The following is a 14,750-nucleotide window of genomic DNA, read 5'->3' as shown; positions in this document are numbered from 1 at the left end:
ATGCTTTTAAATGGTGTCGTTCCCCGATATTGAAGCAACACCTTCCGGATGAATCTGCGTAAAGTGATTGGTGCCATGAACGATTCCACACCCCACCATTTACTGATGCAGGCCGCTTCTTACACCGATCCGTCCGCTGACCCTGACCCGCAGGAAACCGCCGAATGGCGCGAGGCGTTTGAAGCCCTTGCCCTTACGCAGGGCCCGGCCCGCGCACGCGAAATGCTGCACGAGCTGAGCCGCGTCGCGCGCAAGCAGCGCATCGGCTGGCAGCCCGAACTGGCCACGCCTTACGTCAACACCATTGGCGTAGACGAGCAGCCCGTGTTCCCCGGCGACCTGGCGATGGAAGAGCGCCTGGCCTCGCTGATGCGCTGGAATGCGCTGGCGATGGTCGTGCGCGCCAACCAGGCCGAGACCGGCGGCTCGGCCGAACTCGGCGGCCACATCGCCAGCTACGCCAGCGCAGCCGACCTGTTTGAAACCGGCTTCAACCATTTCTTTCGCGCACGCGAAGGCATCGGCCAAATTGACGGTGTTAACCAGCACCGCGGCGACCTGGTGTTCTTCCAGCCGCACAGCGCACCGGGCGTTTATGCGCGCGCTTACCTTGAAGGCCGCCTGGATGAGAAAGACCTGGGCTTTTACCGCCAGGAGTTGACCGCCCCCAGCCAGGGCGCGCAAGGCCTGTGCAGCTACCCGCACCCTTATTTGATGCCGGACTTCTGGCAGTTCCCCACGGGCTCCATGGGCATAGGCCCCATCAGCTCGATCTACCACGCGCGCTTCATGCGTTACCTCACGCACCGCCGTCTGCTCGATTGCACGGGCCGCAAAGTCTGGGGCGTGTTCGGCGACGGCGAGATGGACGAGCCCGAATCCATGAGCGCGCTGACCCTGGCCGCGCGCGAAGGGCTGGACAACATGGTCTGGGTCGTCAACTGCAACCTGCAACGGCTCGACGGCCCAGTGCGCGGCAACGGCCGCATCATCGACGAGCTCGAAAAGCTCTTTGCCGGCGCCGGGTGGAACGTCATCAAGCTGGTCTGGGGCAGCGACTGGGACGGCCTCTTTGCGCGCGACCTGACGGACGCATTGGCCAAAACTTTTGCGCAGACGGTGGACGGCCAGATGCAGACCTTTGCCGCCAAAGACGGGCGCTTTAACCGCGACAACTTCTTCGGCCAGAACGCCGAACTCACACGCCTGGCCCAAGGCATGACGGACGAGCAGATCGACCGCCTCAAACGCGGCGGCCACGACCTGGTGAAGATCCATGCCGCTTACGCCGCGGCGGCCAGCCACCAGGGGCAGCCCACGGTGATCCTGGCGCACACCAAAAAGGGCTACGGCATGGGAAGCGCCGGCCAGGGCAAGATGACCACGCATTCGCAGAAAAAATTCGACGGCGAAGAGCTGATCGAATTTCGCAACCGCTTCAATTTGCCACTGTCTGACGAGCAAGCCAAAAACCTGGCCTTCTACAAGCCCGCGGCAGACAGTGCCGAGATGCAATACATGCACGCCAAACGCGCAGCACTGGGTGGCTATTTGCCGCGGCGTGAAACGGCGGCCGACATCGTGAATATCCCAGCCCTGCCCACTTACGCGCAGTTCGCGCTGGCCGCCGACGGCAAGGAGATGAGCACCACCATGGCCTTTGTGCGCATGCTGGGCGGCTTGCTGAAAGACGCGGCGCTGGGCCCGAAGATCGTGCCCATCGTGGCCGACGAGGCGCGCACCTTCGGCATGGCCAACCTGTTCAAGCAGGTGGGCATTTACTCCAGCGTGGGCCAGCGTTATGCGCCGGAAGACATCGGCTCGGTGCTGAGTTACCGCGAGGCGCTCGACGGCCAGATCCTGGAAGAAGGTATCAGCGAAGCCGGCGCCATGGCCAGCTGGACGGCCGCTGCCACCAGCTACAGCGTACACGGCCTGGCGATGCTGCCCTTTTATATCTATTACTCGATGTTCGGCTTTCAGCGCGTGGGCGACCAGATCTGGGCTGCCGCCGACCAGCGCGCCCGCGGCTTCCTGCTGGGCGCAACTTCGGGCCGCACCACGCTGGGCGGCGAAGGCCTGCAGCACCAGGACGGTACCAGCCACCTGATCGCCGCGACCATTCCCAACTGCAAGGCCTATGACCCGGCTTTCGCGGGCGAGCTGGCCGTGATCCTGGACCACGGCATGCAGGAGATGATGGTCGAACAAAAAGACGTCTTCTACTACGTCACGCTGATGAACGAGAACTATGCACAGCCTGATCTGCAAGCCGGCTGCGAGGCGGACATCATTCGCGGATGCTATCAATTCAATAGCTGGTCGCGCGCATCCTTATTGCCCCACAGCCCTAAAACATCTTCAAAAAAGGCTCAAAAAGTCGTTTTATTGGGCTCGGGAGCGATCCTGACCGAGGTGATCAAGGCTGCGCAGCAGCTGGCCACGCAGGGTATTGAGGCCACGGTCTTCAGCGTGACCAGCTGGAGTGAGCTGGCGCGTGATGGTGCAGCTTGCCAGCAAGAGGCGATCAATGACGGCGCTGTGACTGCGCCCTTCATCGCACAGCAGTTACAAGGCAGCACCGGCCCCATCGTGGCCGCCACCGACTATGTGCGCGCTGTACCGGAAAGCATTCGCGCCTTTGTGCCCGAAGGCAGGCGCTACCTGACCCTGGGCACCGACGGCTTTGGCCGCAGCGACACACGCGCCGCGCTGCGTGAATTTTTCAGCGTCGACGCGCAAAGCATCGTCAAAGCAGCGCTGCACATGCTGAACCAGAAGTAGGCCGACGCGCGAAAACCCGCGCGCAGCAAGCCGCGCGCGGGCTCGGGAAAGAAACGCCGGCTTACTTGGGTAGCAGCACCTTGTCGACCACGTGGATCACGCCGTTGGATTGATACACGTCAGCAATGGTGACGGTCGCAACGCCGCCCTTCTCGTCGGTCACCGTGACCTTGCCGCCGGCCGCCTTGGCCACCAGCGTGCCACCGGCCACCGTCTTGATCGAGGCCATGCCCTTGCCGTCGGCAATCATCTTGCTGATGGCTGCAGCATCCCACTTGCCGGGCACGACGTGGTAGGTCAGGATGCCGGTGAGCATTCCCTTGTTCTCGGGCTTGAGCAGGGTGTCGACCGTACCGGCGGGCAACGCGGCGAAAGCCGCGTTGGTGGGCGCAAACACGGTGAACGGACCCGGGCCTTTGAGCGTATCGACCAGGCCCGCAGCCTTGACGGCGGCGACCAGCGTGGTGTGGTCTTTGGAATTGACTGCGTTGTCGATGATGTCCTTGCTGGCCAGCATGGGCGCACCGCCCACCATGACCTGGGCGAAGGAGGGAACCGCCGCGAACGACAGTGCCAGGGCCACGCCGATGGAAGCGAGTTTGTGTTTTGTCTGCATGTGGAATCCTTTGGAAGGTGTTGAATCACGAAATTGAACCTCAGCCGGAATCACGAGGATTCAAGCGGCTGTGATGAATACGGAGCGAGTGCTCCGGTGGATTCAAAACAGATGAGGGATCAACACCTTGCAGGGCGCATCACTGACAACAATGGGTAAGCAGCGACCGCTGGCAGCGGCCGCAGATCACAGTTCAGGCGGCGCGTTCGAAGAAGGCACGCACCGCCTTCGGATAGATCAGGTGCTCCTGCGTGAGCACGCGCGCGGCCAGCGCCTCGGCCGTATCTCCCGGCAAGACCGGCACCACGGCTTGCGCCAGTGTCTCGCCATGGTCCAGCTCGGCGGTCACCTGGTGCACCGTGGCGCCTGCCACCGTGCAGCCGGCATCGATGGCGCGCTGATGCGTGTGCAGACCGGGAAAAGCCGGCAGCAGCGAAGGATGAATGTTGATGAGCCGCCCGGCATAGTGCGCGACAAATCCCGGCGTGAGGATGCGCATGAAGCCGGCCAGCACGACCAGTGCCGGCGCGTGCCTGTCGATTTGCGCCATCAGCTCGGCATCAAACGCCTCGCGTGACGCATACGCGGCATGCGGGACCACGGCCGTGGCAATGCCCATGCCCCTGGCCAACTCCAGGCCGCCGGCGCTTGCCTTGTTGCTGATGACTGCGGCCACCTGCACACCCCACCGGCTGCGCCAGGCTTCTTTTTCAGCGGTGCGGGCGATAACCGCCATGTTGGAGCCGCCGCCCGAAATCAGGATAACGATGTTTTTCTGCGCAGTTGCCATAGCCCTCTAGTTTAGAACGCGGCAGATAGCAGTTCACAGGAGCCCGCCGCCCGCAACGGCACGAATGTCCCAACTGAGACATAAAATTGCGAACGACCGTGCTAAAAATAGAAAATCGACCGTAGACATACCTGCCAACCGGCCTGGAGACATTCACCATGGATTTAGCTTTCACTCCTGAAGAACAGGCCTTTCGCGAAGAGATACGCGCCTGGGTTCACACCAACCTGCCCAAGGACATCTCGCACAAGGTACACAACGCCCTGCGCCTGAGCCGTGACGACATGCAGCGCTGGGCCAAAATCCTCGGCAAGAAAGGCTGGCTGGGGCACGGCTGGCCCAAGGAATTCGGCGGCCCGGGCTGGAACGCCGTGCAAAAGCACTTGTTTGAAGAAGAGTGCGCACTGGCCGGCGCGCCGCGCGTGGTGCCCTTCGGACCGGTGATGGTGGCGCCCGTCATCATGGCATTTGGCAGCCCCGAGCAGCAAAAACGTTTCCTGCCCGGCATCGCCAGCGGCGAAGTGTGGTGGAGCCAGGGCTACAGCGAGCCGGGCTCCGGCTCGGATCTCGCATCCGTCAAATGCCGGGCCGAGCGCCAGGGCGACAAATACATCGTCAATGGCCAGAAGACCTGGACCACATTGGGCCAGTACGGCGAATGGATCTTCTGCCTGGTGCGCACCAGCACTGAAGGCAAGCCACAAACCGGCATTTCGTTTTTGCTGATCGACATGAAGTCGCCCGGCGTGACAGTGCGCCCCATCGTGCTGCTGGACGGCGAGGCCGAGGTCAATGAAGTCTGGTTCGACAACGTCGAGGTGCCGGCCAACAACCTGATCGGTGAAGAAAACAAGGGCTGGACTTACGCCAAGCACCTGCTCAGCCACGAACGCACCAACATCGCCGACGTCAACCGCGCCAAACGCGAGCTGGAACGCCTCAAACGCATCGCCAAGGCCGAAGGCGTCTACGACGACCTCCGCTTTCGCGACGAGATCGCCAAACTAGAGGTCGACGTGGTGGCGCTGGAAATGCTGGTGCTGCGTGTGCTGTCGGCCGAAAAGTCGGGCAAGAACTCGCTGGACATCGCCGGCCTGCTGAAAATCCGCGGCAGCGAAATTCAGCAGCGCTACAGCGAGCTGATGATGCTGGCCGCCGGCCCCTTCAGCCTGCCCTTCATCGAAGAAGCCATGGAAGCCGGCTGGCAGGGCGACTTCCCCGGCGGCCTGCCGGGCGACGCGCCGCTGGCGTCCACTTACTTCAACATGCGCAAAACCACGATTTACGGCGGCTCCAACGAAGTGCAACGCAATATCGTCTCGCAAGTCGTTCTCGGCTAAATCTGATTCAAAGGAACACATCATGGATTTCGATTTCACAGACGACCAGGAACAGCTGCGCGACGCCGTGCGCAAATGGGTCGACAAGGGCTACGACTTTGAGCGCCGCCGCGGCATCGCCAAGGCGGGCGGTTTCTCGCGCGAGGCCTATGGACAGATCGCCGAGCTGGGCCTGACCGGTCTCTACATACCCGAAGACGACGGCGGCCTGGGCATGGGCCCCGTCGAGGGCATGGTGGTGATGGAAGAGCTCGGGCGCGGTATTGTGCTGGAGCCTCTGGCGCAGACATTGATTGCCGGCGGCGTGCTGTCGAACTACGCCCCCGAAGCTGTCAAGGCGGCATGGCTGCCGAAAATCGCCGCAGGTGAAAGCCTGGTGGTACTGGCCTACCAGGAACGCGCTGCACGCTACGACTTCAAAAAATGCGAGGCAAATGCGGCTGCAGCTGGCGATGGATGGGCGCTAACAGCTATCAAAAGCATAGTGCCGGTCGGTGATAAAGCCGATGCCTTCATCGTTCCCGCCATGGCCAGGGGCAAGCTGGCGCTGTTCCTCGTTGAGCGTGCGGCAGCCGGCGTGACAGCCACAGGCTACGGTACGCAGGACGGCGGCCGCGCTGCCGAAGTCACACTGAAAAACGCCCCCGCCTCTTTGATCACCCTGGAGGGCCTCACGGCCCTGGCCCACGGCGTCGACATCGGCATCGCCGCCACCTGCGCCGAAGCCGTGGGCGTGATGGACAAGACCCTGGCCATCACCGTCGAATACATGAACACCCGCAAGCAGTTCGGCGTGGCCATCAGCAGCTTTCAGGCATTGCGCCACCGCGTGGCCGACATGAAAATGCAGCTGGAGCTGGCGCGCTCGATGAGTTACTACGCATCCCTCAAGCTCAACGCCCCGGCCGACGAGCGCACCCGGGCGTTGGCGCGCGCCAAGTACCAATTGGGCGTGTCGATGCGCTTTGTGGGCCAGCAGGCGGTGCAGTTGCATGGCGGCATCGGCGTGACGGACGAATACATCGTGAGCCATTACTTCAAGAAACTGACGCAGCTGGAAATGACGTTTGGCGACACGCTGCATCAACTCGGCGAAGTATCGAGCCGCATGCAGGAGACGGCTGGCGTATTTGCCTAAAAGTAGCGCTCCCCCCCGAAGCGGCCTGCGGCCGCCTCCCCCTCAAGGGGGCGCCACTGGCGGCCCGGCGAAGCCGGTTCCGCGGTGACACTGGACCTCGCACGTGACCGCGTCAGGACGCGTCAGGCGTGCAAGCGTGAGGTCTTGGGAATATGCGCCATCAAAAACTCCATCTGGTCCGCCAGGATGCGGCGGTTGCGCAGGATGAAGTCTTCCCAGAGGCTGGGCACATAAGGCGTGTAAAGCAGCGGCATGTGGGCCTGCTCGGGCGTGCGGCTGCTTTTGCGGTGGTTGCAGGCGCGGCAGGCGGTCACCACGTTCATCCAGGTGTCTATGCCTTTTTGGGCAAACGGAATGATGTGCTCGCGCGTCAGGTCTTCTTCATGGAAATGCCCGCCGCAGTAGGCGCACACATTGCGGTCACGGGCGAAAAGCTTGCCGTTGGTCAGGCCCGGCTTCAGGTCAAACGGGTTGATGTTGGGCACGCCCTTGGTGCCGATGATGCTGTTGACGGTGATGATGGACTGCTCACCCGTGATGGCGTTGTGGCCGCCATGGAAGGTGACGACCCGCGCGCCCATCTCCCAGCGCACCTCGTCGGCCGCGTAATGCAACACGGCTTGTTCAAGGCTGATCCAGGATTGCGGCAATCCCTGGGCTGAGAGCTTCAAGACCTTCAAAACGAACCTCCATCATGGTGGATGACGCATGGAAACACGGCGTTCGGCTGACTGTGTATCAATATACAGTGAAATCATGACAAACAGGTTCAAATCCCCCATAAACCACTTTGAAGCCCCGTTGAGACGGCCTCCAGCGCTATAAAAACGATAATTGCCCCATGAAAATTTTCCGCGGCTACCACCATCCCCAGCTGGCGGCGCAATGCGCCCTGACCATCGGCAATTTCGATGGTGTGCACCGCGGCCACCAGGCCATGCTGGCGCTGCTGAAAAATGAGGCACAGCACCGCGGGGTCCCCAGCTGCGTCATGAGCTTCGAGCCGCATCCACGCGACTACTTTGCCGGTGTGGCCCGTAAGCCCGAGCTCGCCCCCGCGCGTATTGCCACCCTGCGCGACAAGCTCACTGAACTGGCCCGCTGCGGGATCGACCAATGCGTTGTGCTGCCCTTCAACGCAGCACTCGCATCCCAGCCGGCCGAATCGTTTATTGAAGATGTGTTGCTCAAGGGCCTGGGCGTGAAGTACGTACTGGTGGGCGACGACTTCCGCTTTGGCGCCAAACGGGTGGGCGACTACGCCATGCTGGACGCCGCCGGCGACCGCCTGGGTTTTGACGTCGCCCGCATGAACAGCTATGAAGTCAGCAACACCCGGGTGTCCAGTTCTGCGGTGCGCGAGGCGCTGGCGCAGGGCCAGATGACCCGCGTGGCCAGCCTGCTGGGCCGGCCTTACAGCATTTCGGGCCATGTGGTGCATGGCCGAAAACTGGGTCGCGACCTCGGTTTTCGCACGCTCAATCTCCGGTTTTCCCACTGGAAACCGGCAGCCAGCGGGATTTTTGCGGTGCAGGTGTTTGGCCTGGCCGACCAGCCCATTCCCGGCGTAGCCAACCTGGGGATCCGGCCCTCGCTGGACCCGGCCGACATCAACGGCGGGCGCGTGCTCCTGGAGACGCATTGCCTCGAATGGCCGGCCAGCCTGGGCCCCGAGGGGGCATACGGTAAAATCATCCGTGTGGAACTGCTTCATAAACTGCACGACGAACTGAAGTACGACAGCCTGGACAGCCTGAAAACAGGCATCGCCAAAGACTGTGACGAAGCGCGGGCGTTTTTTGCCCAGCCGCCCAAGTCGTTTCCAGCCTCCATGCACACGGAAACCAGCCGCCAGACCACGCGCGACCGAATTTAGACGATCTCGTCGCCTCTGGCCTCGCCTTTCATTTTTTGGCGACCGGCTTCTCCCCACCGTATTTCCGGCGGCCCGCTTTTTCAGGCCGCCCCAACAACAGCATCCCAGAAGCATCCCATGTCCGAAACCAAAACCGATTACCGCAGCACCCTGAACCTGCCTGACACACCCTTCCCGATGCGCGGCGACCTGCCCAAGCGCGAAGCCGGCTGGGTCAAGGAATGGGACGAAAAAGGCATCTACAAGAAGCTGCGCGACGTGCGCGCCGGCAAGCCCAGGTTCGTGTTGCACGACGGCCCGCCCTATGCCAACGGCAAGATCCACATCGGCCACGCCGTCAACAAGGTCCTGAAAGACATGATCGTCAAGGCGCGCCAGCTCAAGGGCCTGGACGCCATCTACGTGCCGGGCTGGGACTGCCACGGCCTGCCGATCGAGAACGCGATTGAAAAACTGCACGGCCGCAACCTGCCGCGCGACGAGGTGCAGGCCAGGAGCCGCGCCTTCGCCACCGAACAGATCGCCGGCCAGATGGCCGACTTCAAGCGCCTGGGTGTGCTCGGCGAATGGGACAACCCCTACCGCACGATGGATTTTGCCAACGAGGCCAATGAAATCCGCGCCCTCAAACGCATCATGGAACGCGGCTTTGTCTACCGTGGCCTCAAGCCCGTGTACTGGTGCTTTGACTGCGGCTCATCTTTGGCCGAGTTTGAAATCGAATACGCCGACAAGAAGTCGCAGACGCTGGATGTCGGCTTCAAGTGCGCTGAGCCGGAGAAGCTCGCGGCCGCTTTCGGCCTCAAGAGCCTGGCCAAAGACGCCTTCGCGGTGATCTGGACGACCACCGCCTGGACCATCCCGGCCAACCAGGCGCTCAACCTGAACCCGGAACTCGAATACGCACTGGTCGACACAGAGCGCGGTATCTTGCTGCTGGCTTCAGTGCTGGTCGAGAAATGCCTTGAGCGCTACCAGCTCACTGGCACCGTACTGGCCACCACGCTGGGCAAAACCCTGGCGCTGCTGAAATTCCAGCATCCCTTTTATGACGTCGATGCAGGCTACCGGCGCTTCAGCCCGGTCTTTCTGGCCGACTACGCCACCGCCGACGACGGCACCGGTATCGTGCATTCCTCTCCTGCCTATGGCGTAGAGGATTTCAACTCCTGCGTGGCCAACGGCATTGCCTACGACGACATCCTCAACCCGGTGCAGGGCAACGGGCGTTATGTCGACGATCTCGCGCTGTTTGGCGGCCTCAATATCTGGAAGGCCGCGCCGCTGGTCATCGACAAACTGCGCGAACACGGACGCCTCTTTGCCACCCAGGACATCCTGCACAGCTACCCGCACTGCTGGCGCCACAAGACGCCGGTGATCTACCGCGCGGCGGCCCAGTGGTTTGTGCGCATGGACGAGGGCGAAGGCGTTTTCACCAAAGACAAGGCGCCGCAAACCCTGCGCAAGCTGGCCCTGGCCGCCATCGAAGAAACCAGCTTCTACCCGGAAAACGGCAAAGTCCGGCTGCGCGACATGATTGCCGGCCGGCCCGACTGGTGCATCAGCCGCCAGCGCAACTGGGGCGTGCCCCTGCCTTTTTTCATCCACACCGCCACCGGCGAGCTGCACCCGCGCACCATGGAAATCATGGACCAGGCAGCCGCCATGGTGGAGGCCGGCGGCATCGAGGCCTGGAGCAAGGCCACGGCCGAGTCCATCATCGGCGCCGATGCGCCGGATTACATCAAGAGCACCGACATCCTCGACGTCTGGTTTGACTCGGGCACCACGCACGACCATGTGCTGCGCCATAGTCACGCCGCGCAATCAACCTGGCCGGCCGACCTGTACCTGGAAGGCCACGACCAGCACCGCGGCTGGTTCCATTCGTCGCTGCTCACCGCCTGCGCGATGTACGACCATGCGCCGTACAAGGGCCTGCTCACGCACGGCTTCACCGTCGACGGCAAGGGCCGCAAGATGAGCAAGAGCGAAGGCAACGTGGTGGTACCGCAAGAGGTGAGCGACAAGCTGGGCGCCGAGATCATCCGCCTCTGGTGCGCCTCGACCGACTATTCGGGCGACCTGGGCATCGACGACAAGATCCTGGCCCGCGTGGTGGACGCCTACCGCCGCATCCGCAACACGCTGCGCTTCTTGATGGCCAACGTGAGCGACTTCGACCCGGCCAAAGACGCCGTGCCGTTTGAGCAGATGCTGGAAATCGACCGCTACGCGCTCAGCCGTGCATCGCAACTGCAGGCCGACATCCTGGCGCATTACGAGGTGTATGAATTCCACCCGGTGGTCTCCAAGCTGCAGATCTATTGCAGCGAAGACCTGGGCTCCTTCTACCTCGACATCCTGAAAGACCGGCTGTATACGACCGGCCCCAAATCGCTGGCCCGCCGCAGCGCGCAAACTGCGCTCTGGCAGATCACGCACGCCATGCTGCGCTGGATGGCGCCCTTCCTGAGCTTCACAGCCGAAGAAGCGTGGAAGGTGTTCGGGCAGTCCGAGTCCATCTTCATGGAAACCTATGCCGAGTTCCCCGCGCCCGACGCAGCGCTGCTGGCCAAGTGGTCACGCATCCGCGAAATCCGCGACACGGTCAACAAGGACATCGAAGCCCTGCGCACCGACGGCAAGGTAGGCTCTTCGCTGCAGGCCAATGTCGCGCTGGAAGTGGCCGCCGAAGACCATGCACTGCTGGCCTCGCTCGGTGAAGACCTCAAATTTATCTTCATCACATCCGCTATTGATTTAATAGCTGCCAGCGCAGTATCAACGCGGGTTTCAGCCAGTTCTGACATCAAATGCGAGCGCTGCTGGCACTACCGGAGTGACGTGGGACACGACCCCGCCCACCCGACCATTTGCGGCCGTTGCACCAGCAACCTGTATGGTGCCGGTGAAGACAGGAAGTTCGCCTGATGGCCAAGATGACCTTCATCAAATCAGAGGGCAGCATGCTCCCCTGGCTGGGCCTGGCACTGCTGATCCTGATCGCGGACCAGTTCACCAAGGTATTGATCCTGGGCTACTACCGCCTGGGCGACTCCACCTATGTGACGAGCTTCTTCAACGTCGTGCGCGTGCACAACACCGGTGCGGCGTTTTCCTTCCTGGCCGAAGCCTCTGGCTGGCAGCGCTGGTTCTTCACCGCCATCGGGGTTGCCGCGGCGCTCTTTATTGTGTGGATGCTGCGCTCGCATGCCGGGCAAAAGCTGTTTTCCTTCGCGCTGGCCTGCGTCCTGGGCGGCGCTGTCGGCAATGTCGTTGACCGCACCCTGCATGGCTATGTGGTGGATTTCCTGCAGTTCCACTGGCACGGCTGGTATTTTCCTTCGTTCAATATCGCCGATGCCGCCATCACCGTTGGCGCGGTTTGCCTCATCCTGGATGAGCTGCTCCGGGTTCGGCGTACCCGATAAACCGGAGTCGAACCGCTTGCAGCCATCCGGTTCAAGGGTATAGTGGTTCCGACCTTATGAAGCATTTGTTGAATCTTTTGGCAGCCATTGCGCTGCTCGTGTGGGGCACCCATCTCGTTCGTACCGGCATCCTGCGGGTGTTCGGTGCCAATCTGCGCCACGTGCTCGCAGTCAGCATCAGCAACCGGCTGGCTGCGGCCGTCTCGGGCATCGGGGTGACGGCCCTGGTGCAGTCCAGCACCGCCACCTCCCTTATCGTTTCGTCATTTGTCGGGCAGGGCCTGGTCACCCTGCCACTCGCGCTGGCCGTCATGCTGGGCGCGGACATCGGCACCAGCCTGATGGCCGTGGTGTTCTCTTTTGACCTGTCCTGGCTGTCGCCGCTCTTTATCTTTGTCGGCGTCGTGCTGTTCATCTCGCGGCAAGACACCAATGTCGGCCGCTTCGGCCGGGTGCTGATCGGCCTGGGCCTCATGCTGCTGGCCTTGCGGCTGGTCACGGCCTCCACTGAAGTTCTGACCCAGGCACCGGCCGTGAAAGCCCTGCTGGGCTCCCTCAGCAGCGACCTGCTGCTCGAAATCACAGCGGGCGCCTTCCTGGCCGTGGTGTCGTACTCCAGCCTGGCGATTGTGCTGCTCACGGCCACGCTGGCCGCCTCGGCCGTCATCCCCATTGACGTGGCGCTGGGCCTGGTCTTGGGCGCCAACCTCGGCAGCGGGCTGCTGGCGGTGCTCACCACACTGCGCTCGGCCGTTGAAGTGCGGCAGGTTCCGCTGGGCAACCTGTTCTTCAAGCTGCTGGGCATCATCGTCGCAGCGCCCTTCATCGGCCTGTGGCTGCGCCACGTGCGCCCCTACCTTGGCGAAGCCGCCACCGTGGTGGTGCTGTTCCATCTCACCTTCAACATGGTGGTGGGTGCCATATTCATTGGCTGGACGCAGGTGATCGCGCGCTGGGTGGAAAAGCTGCTGCCCAAGCCCGACAAAAACAAGGCCGGCGGCCGCCCCCATCATCTCGACCCTTCCGCACTGGCCACGCCGTCGCTGGCCATCTCCTGCGCGGCCCGTGAAGCGCTGCACCAGGCCGACGTGGTGGAAACCATGCTGCTGGGCGTGCTGGCGGTCATCCAGAAGAACGACCTCAAGCTGGCCGAAGACCTGCGCAAGATGGACGATGCCGTCGACGAGCTGTATTCGTCGATCAAGTACTACCTCACCAAGATTTCACGCGAAGCGCTGGCCGAGGAAGAAAGCCGCCGCTGGACCGACATCATCAGCTTCACCATCAACATGGAGCAGATCGGCGACATCATCGAGCGCGTACTGATCGACATTGAAGACAAAAAAATCAAGCCGGGCCGCAACTTCTCGGACGCCGGGATGGCTGAAATCGTCGAACTGCACGAGCGCCTGGTGGCCAACCTGCGCCTGGGCATGAGCGTGTTCCTCAATGGCACGGTGCGCGACGCGCAAAAGCTGCTGGAAGAAAAAGCCCGTTTCCGCGACCTGGAGCGGGCATATGCCACGACCCACCTGGGTCGGCTATCAGCCAATACGGTGCAGAGCCTGGAAACCAGCTCGCTGCACATTGACCTCATCAGCGAACTCAAGCGCATCAACTCGCACATCTGCTCGATCGCCTACCCGATCCTGGATTCGGCCGGCGCACTGGCCCCCAATCGCTTGCGCCAGCCGGCACTGACCGACCAGGCCTAAGTAAGGCCCATGGCGTCTGAAAGAATCAGCGTCGCTTCGGCCGTGAATTCGCCGCGCTGCATGGCCTCGAGCAAGTCCCCGGCCCCCATCAAGCGAAACTGCTCGACCTCGCCGTCCTGGTTGTCGGGCACCATGCCCTCGGGTACGGTGCAGACATACCAGTCGATGTCCTCCACCACATAACCCGCGCCGTTGCCGTCGGTGGCCGGCCGCCGCGCCGCCAGGCGCCCGCCGTAGCGCATAGCCTGCAGCGCGGCCGTGTGCAGGCCGGCCTCTTCCCAGGTCTCGCGCACGAGCGCGGTTTCCACCGTATCGGCCGCCGACACCATGCCGCCCATCAGCGTGTCCCACAGGCCCGGATCATTCGATTTGTTGAAAGCACGCTGCTGCACCCAGAAGCGCCCGTCAGGTGACTGCCCCACCAGGTGCACCGCCAGCGTGGTGATGCCCAGCGGCCGCACAGCCGCGCGCTCCACCGTGCCCTTGCGGTGGCCGAACTGGTCGGGCACCGCGAGCTGCTCGTCGCGCCAGGCACCGGCGAGGCCCGCTTCATGCAGCGCCACCGCGATTTTGTTCAGACTGGTCGTGACGTCACCCATCACGCGCCAGCCCAAGGTTGAGGGGCGCTCTTCCTTGAGCAGCGGATGGCCGCCATCGGTCGTGACGTGCAGGGCCAGCTTGTGGAAGAAGCCGGGTTCTACCGATCCGATCACCGATTCACCGGCCCACAGCGGCACGCGTGGGCGCAGCGGCGGCTGGATCGCTCCGGCGCGCAGGGCTTGCAGCCATTGGGCATCAAAAGCAGGCGGCATCATCATGCGTCCTTGGGGCCCGTGCTGGCAGGCCATTGATATGCGAAAAGACCGGGGCAGCAGGCCATCCCGGATTCTGCTGCGCAGTTTACTTCGCCCACACCAACCGGACATTGCAAACCTGCCGGCCAGGCGGGAAGCATCAGCTCCGGAAATTTATTTGCTATTAATTTAATAGCTGCTCGCGCTTACCCCTATTGGATAAAACGGCCAAAACCCTTGAATTCGGGCGCAAACCTGCG

Annotated in this window: 11 protein-coding genes; 7 read left to right on the top strand and 4 right to left on the bottom strand. The window is 62.5% G+C overall.

Features of this window, described 5'->3' with window-relative positions; genetic code table 11:
• Positions 1-75: 75 nt before the first annotated feature.
• Positions 76-2,784: an alpha-ketoglutarate dehydrogenase gene (gene mdeB, locus AC1DVV_RS00620; RefSeq protein WP_477702327.1), complete on the top strand. Its 2,709-nt coding sequence runs from the start codon at positions 76-78 to the stop codon at positions 2,782-2,784.
• 61 nt (positions 2,785-2,845) lie between these two features.
• Here the strand turns inward: mdeB and AC1DVV_RS00615 are convergent, their stop codons facing one another.
• Together AC1DVV_RS00615 and purN are read right to left on the bottom strand one after the other, a co-directional pair.
• Positions 2,846-3,400 (bottom strand): fasciclin domain-containing protein, encoded by a 555-nt coding sequence (locus tag AC1DVV_RS00615; protein WP_457279503.1) that lies wholly within the window; start codon positions 3,398-3,400, stop codon positions 2,846-2,848.
• A 193-nt stretch (positions 3,401-3,593) separates the two neighbouring features.
• Positions 3,594-4,190, bottom strand: coding sequence for a phosphoribosylglycinamide formyltransferase (gene purN / locus AC1DVV_RS00610; RefSeq protein WP_477702322.1), 597 nt, complete (start codon positions 4,188-4,190; stop codon positions 3,594-3,596).
• 158 nt (positions 4,191-4,348) lie between these two features.
• Here purN and AC1DVV_RS00605 point away from each other — a divergent pair, with 158 nt between their 5' ends.
• Entirely contained in the window at positions 4,349-5,530 is a 1,182-nt protein-coding gene (locus AC1DVV_RS00605) for an acyl-CoA dehydrogenase family protein (RefSeq protein WP_457279505.1), read from the top strand.
• Positions 5,531-5,552: 22 nt separating this feature from the next.
• A complete protein-coding gene (locus AC1DVV_RS00600) occupies positions 5,553-6,668 on the top strand; it encodes an acyl-CoA dehydrogenase family protein (protein WP_477702321.1) in 1,116 nt (371 codons plus the stop codon).
• Between the two features lie 122 nt (positions 6,669-6,790).
• On the opposite strand, the gene AC1DVV_RS00595 is transcribed toward AC1DVV_RS00600, so the two are convergent.
• Entirely contained in the window at positions 6,791-7,348 is a 558-nt protein-coding gene (locus AC1DVV_RS00595; RefSeq protein WP_092128654.1) for an HNH endonuclease, read from the bottom strand.
• Between the two features lie 161 nt (positions 7,349-7,509).
• Here AC1DVV_RS00595 and AC1DVV_RS00590 point away from each other — a divergent pair, with 161 nt between their 5' ends.
• The 4 genes from AC1DVV_RS00590 (at position 7,510) to AC1DVV_RS00575 (ending at position 13,696) form a co-directional block, all read left to right on the top strand.
• Entirely contained in the window at positions 7,510-8,544 is a 1,035-nt protein-coding gene (locus tag AC1DVV_RS00590; RefSeq protein ID WP_477666172.1) for a bifunctional riboflavin kinase/FAD synthetase, read from the top strand.
• Between the two features lie 117 nt (positions 8,545-8,661).
• Positions 8,662-11,481, top strand: a complete 2,820-nt coding sequence (gene ileS, locus AC1DVV_RS00585) for an isoleucine--tRNA ligase (protein ID WP_477666171.1) — start codon at positions 8,662-8,664, stop codon at positions 11,479-11,481.
• On the top strand, positions 11,481-11,981 hold the full coding sequence (lspA, locus tag AC1DVV_RS00580; RefSeq protein WP_477685899.1) for a signal peptidase II: 501 nt from the start codon (positions 11,481-11,483) through the stop codon (positions 11,979-11,981). The genes ileS and lspA overlap by 1 nt, the downstream gene beginning before the upstream one ends.
• 56 nt (positions 11,982-12,037) lie before the next feature.
• A complete protein-coding gene (locus tag AC1DVV_RS00575) occupies positions 12,038-13,696 on the top strand; it encodes a Na/Pi cotransporter family protein (RefSeq protein ID WP_457279510.1) in 1,659 nt (552 codons plus the stop codon).
• Here the strand turns inward: AC1DVV_RS00575 and AC1DVV_RS00570 are convergent.
• On the bottom strand, positions 13,693-14,514 hold the full coding sequence (locus AC1DVV_RS00570) for an NUDIX hydrolase (RefSeq protein WP_477702320.1): 822 nt from the start codon (positions 14,512-14,514) through the stop codon (positions 13,693-13,695). The genes AC1DVV_RS00575 and AC1DVV_RS00570 overlap by 4 nt on opposite strands.
• Positions 14,515-14,750 lie beyond the last annotated feature (236 nt).

It is taken from the genome of Polaromonas sp. P3_B4 (genome assembly GCF_056402835.1).
Note: the sequence above shows the minus strand (reverse complement) of the source record. Positions and strands in the feature narration are given on the sequence as shown.

Bases quoted from the DNA above. Each gene is read 5' to 3' on its own strand.
- mdeB (WP_477702327.1), top strand. From the start codon at position 76: ATGAACGATTCCACACCCCACCATTTACTGATGCAGGCCGCTTCTTAC.
- AC1DVV_RS00615 (WP_457279503.1), bottom strand. From the start codon at position 3,400: ATGCAGACAAAACACAAACTCGCTTCCATCGGCGTGGCCCTGGCACTG.
- purN (WP_477702322.1), bottom strand. From the start codon at position 4,190: ATGGCAACTGCGCAGAAAAACATCGTTATCCTGATTTCGGGCGGCGGC.
- AC1DVV_RS00605 (WP_457279505.1), top strand. From the start codon at position 4,349: ATGGATTTAGCTTTCACTCCTGAAGAACAGGCCTTTCGCGAAGAGATA.
- AC1DVV_RS00600 (WP_477702321.1), top strand. From the start codon at position 5,553: ATGGATTTCGATTTCACAGACGACCAGGAACAGCTGCGCGACGCCGTG.
- AC1DVV_RS00590 (WP_477666172.1), top strand. From the start codon at position 7,510: ATGAAAATTTTCCGCGGCTACCACCATCCCCAGCTGGCGGCGCAATGC.
- ileS (WP_477666171.1), top strand. From the start codon at position 8,662: ATGTCCGAAACCAAAACCGATTACCGCAGCACCCTGAACCTGCCTGAC.
- lspA (WP_477685899.1), top strand. From the start codon at position 11,481: ATGGCCAAGATGACCTTCATCAAATCAGAGGGCAGCATGCTCCCCTGG.
- AC1DVV_RS00575 (WP_457279510.1), top strand. From the start codon at position 12,038: ATGAAGCATTTGTTGAATCTTTTGGCAGCCATTGCGCTGCTCGTGTGG.
- AC1DVV_RS00570 (WP_477702320.1), bottom strand. From the start codon at position 14,514: ATGATGATGCCGCCTGCTTTTGATGCCCAATGGCTGCAAGCCCTGCGC.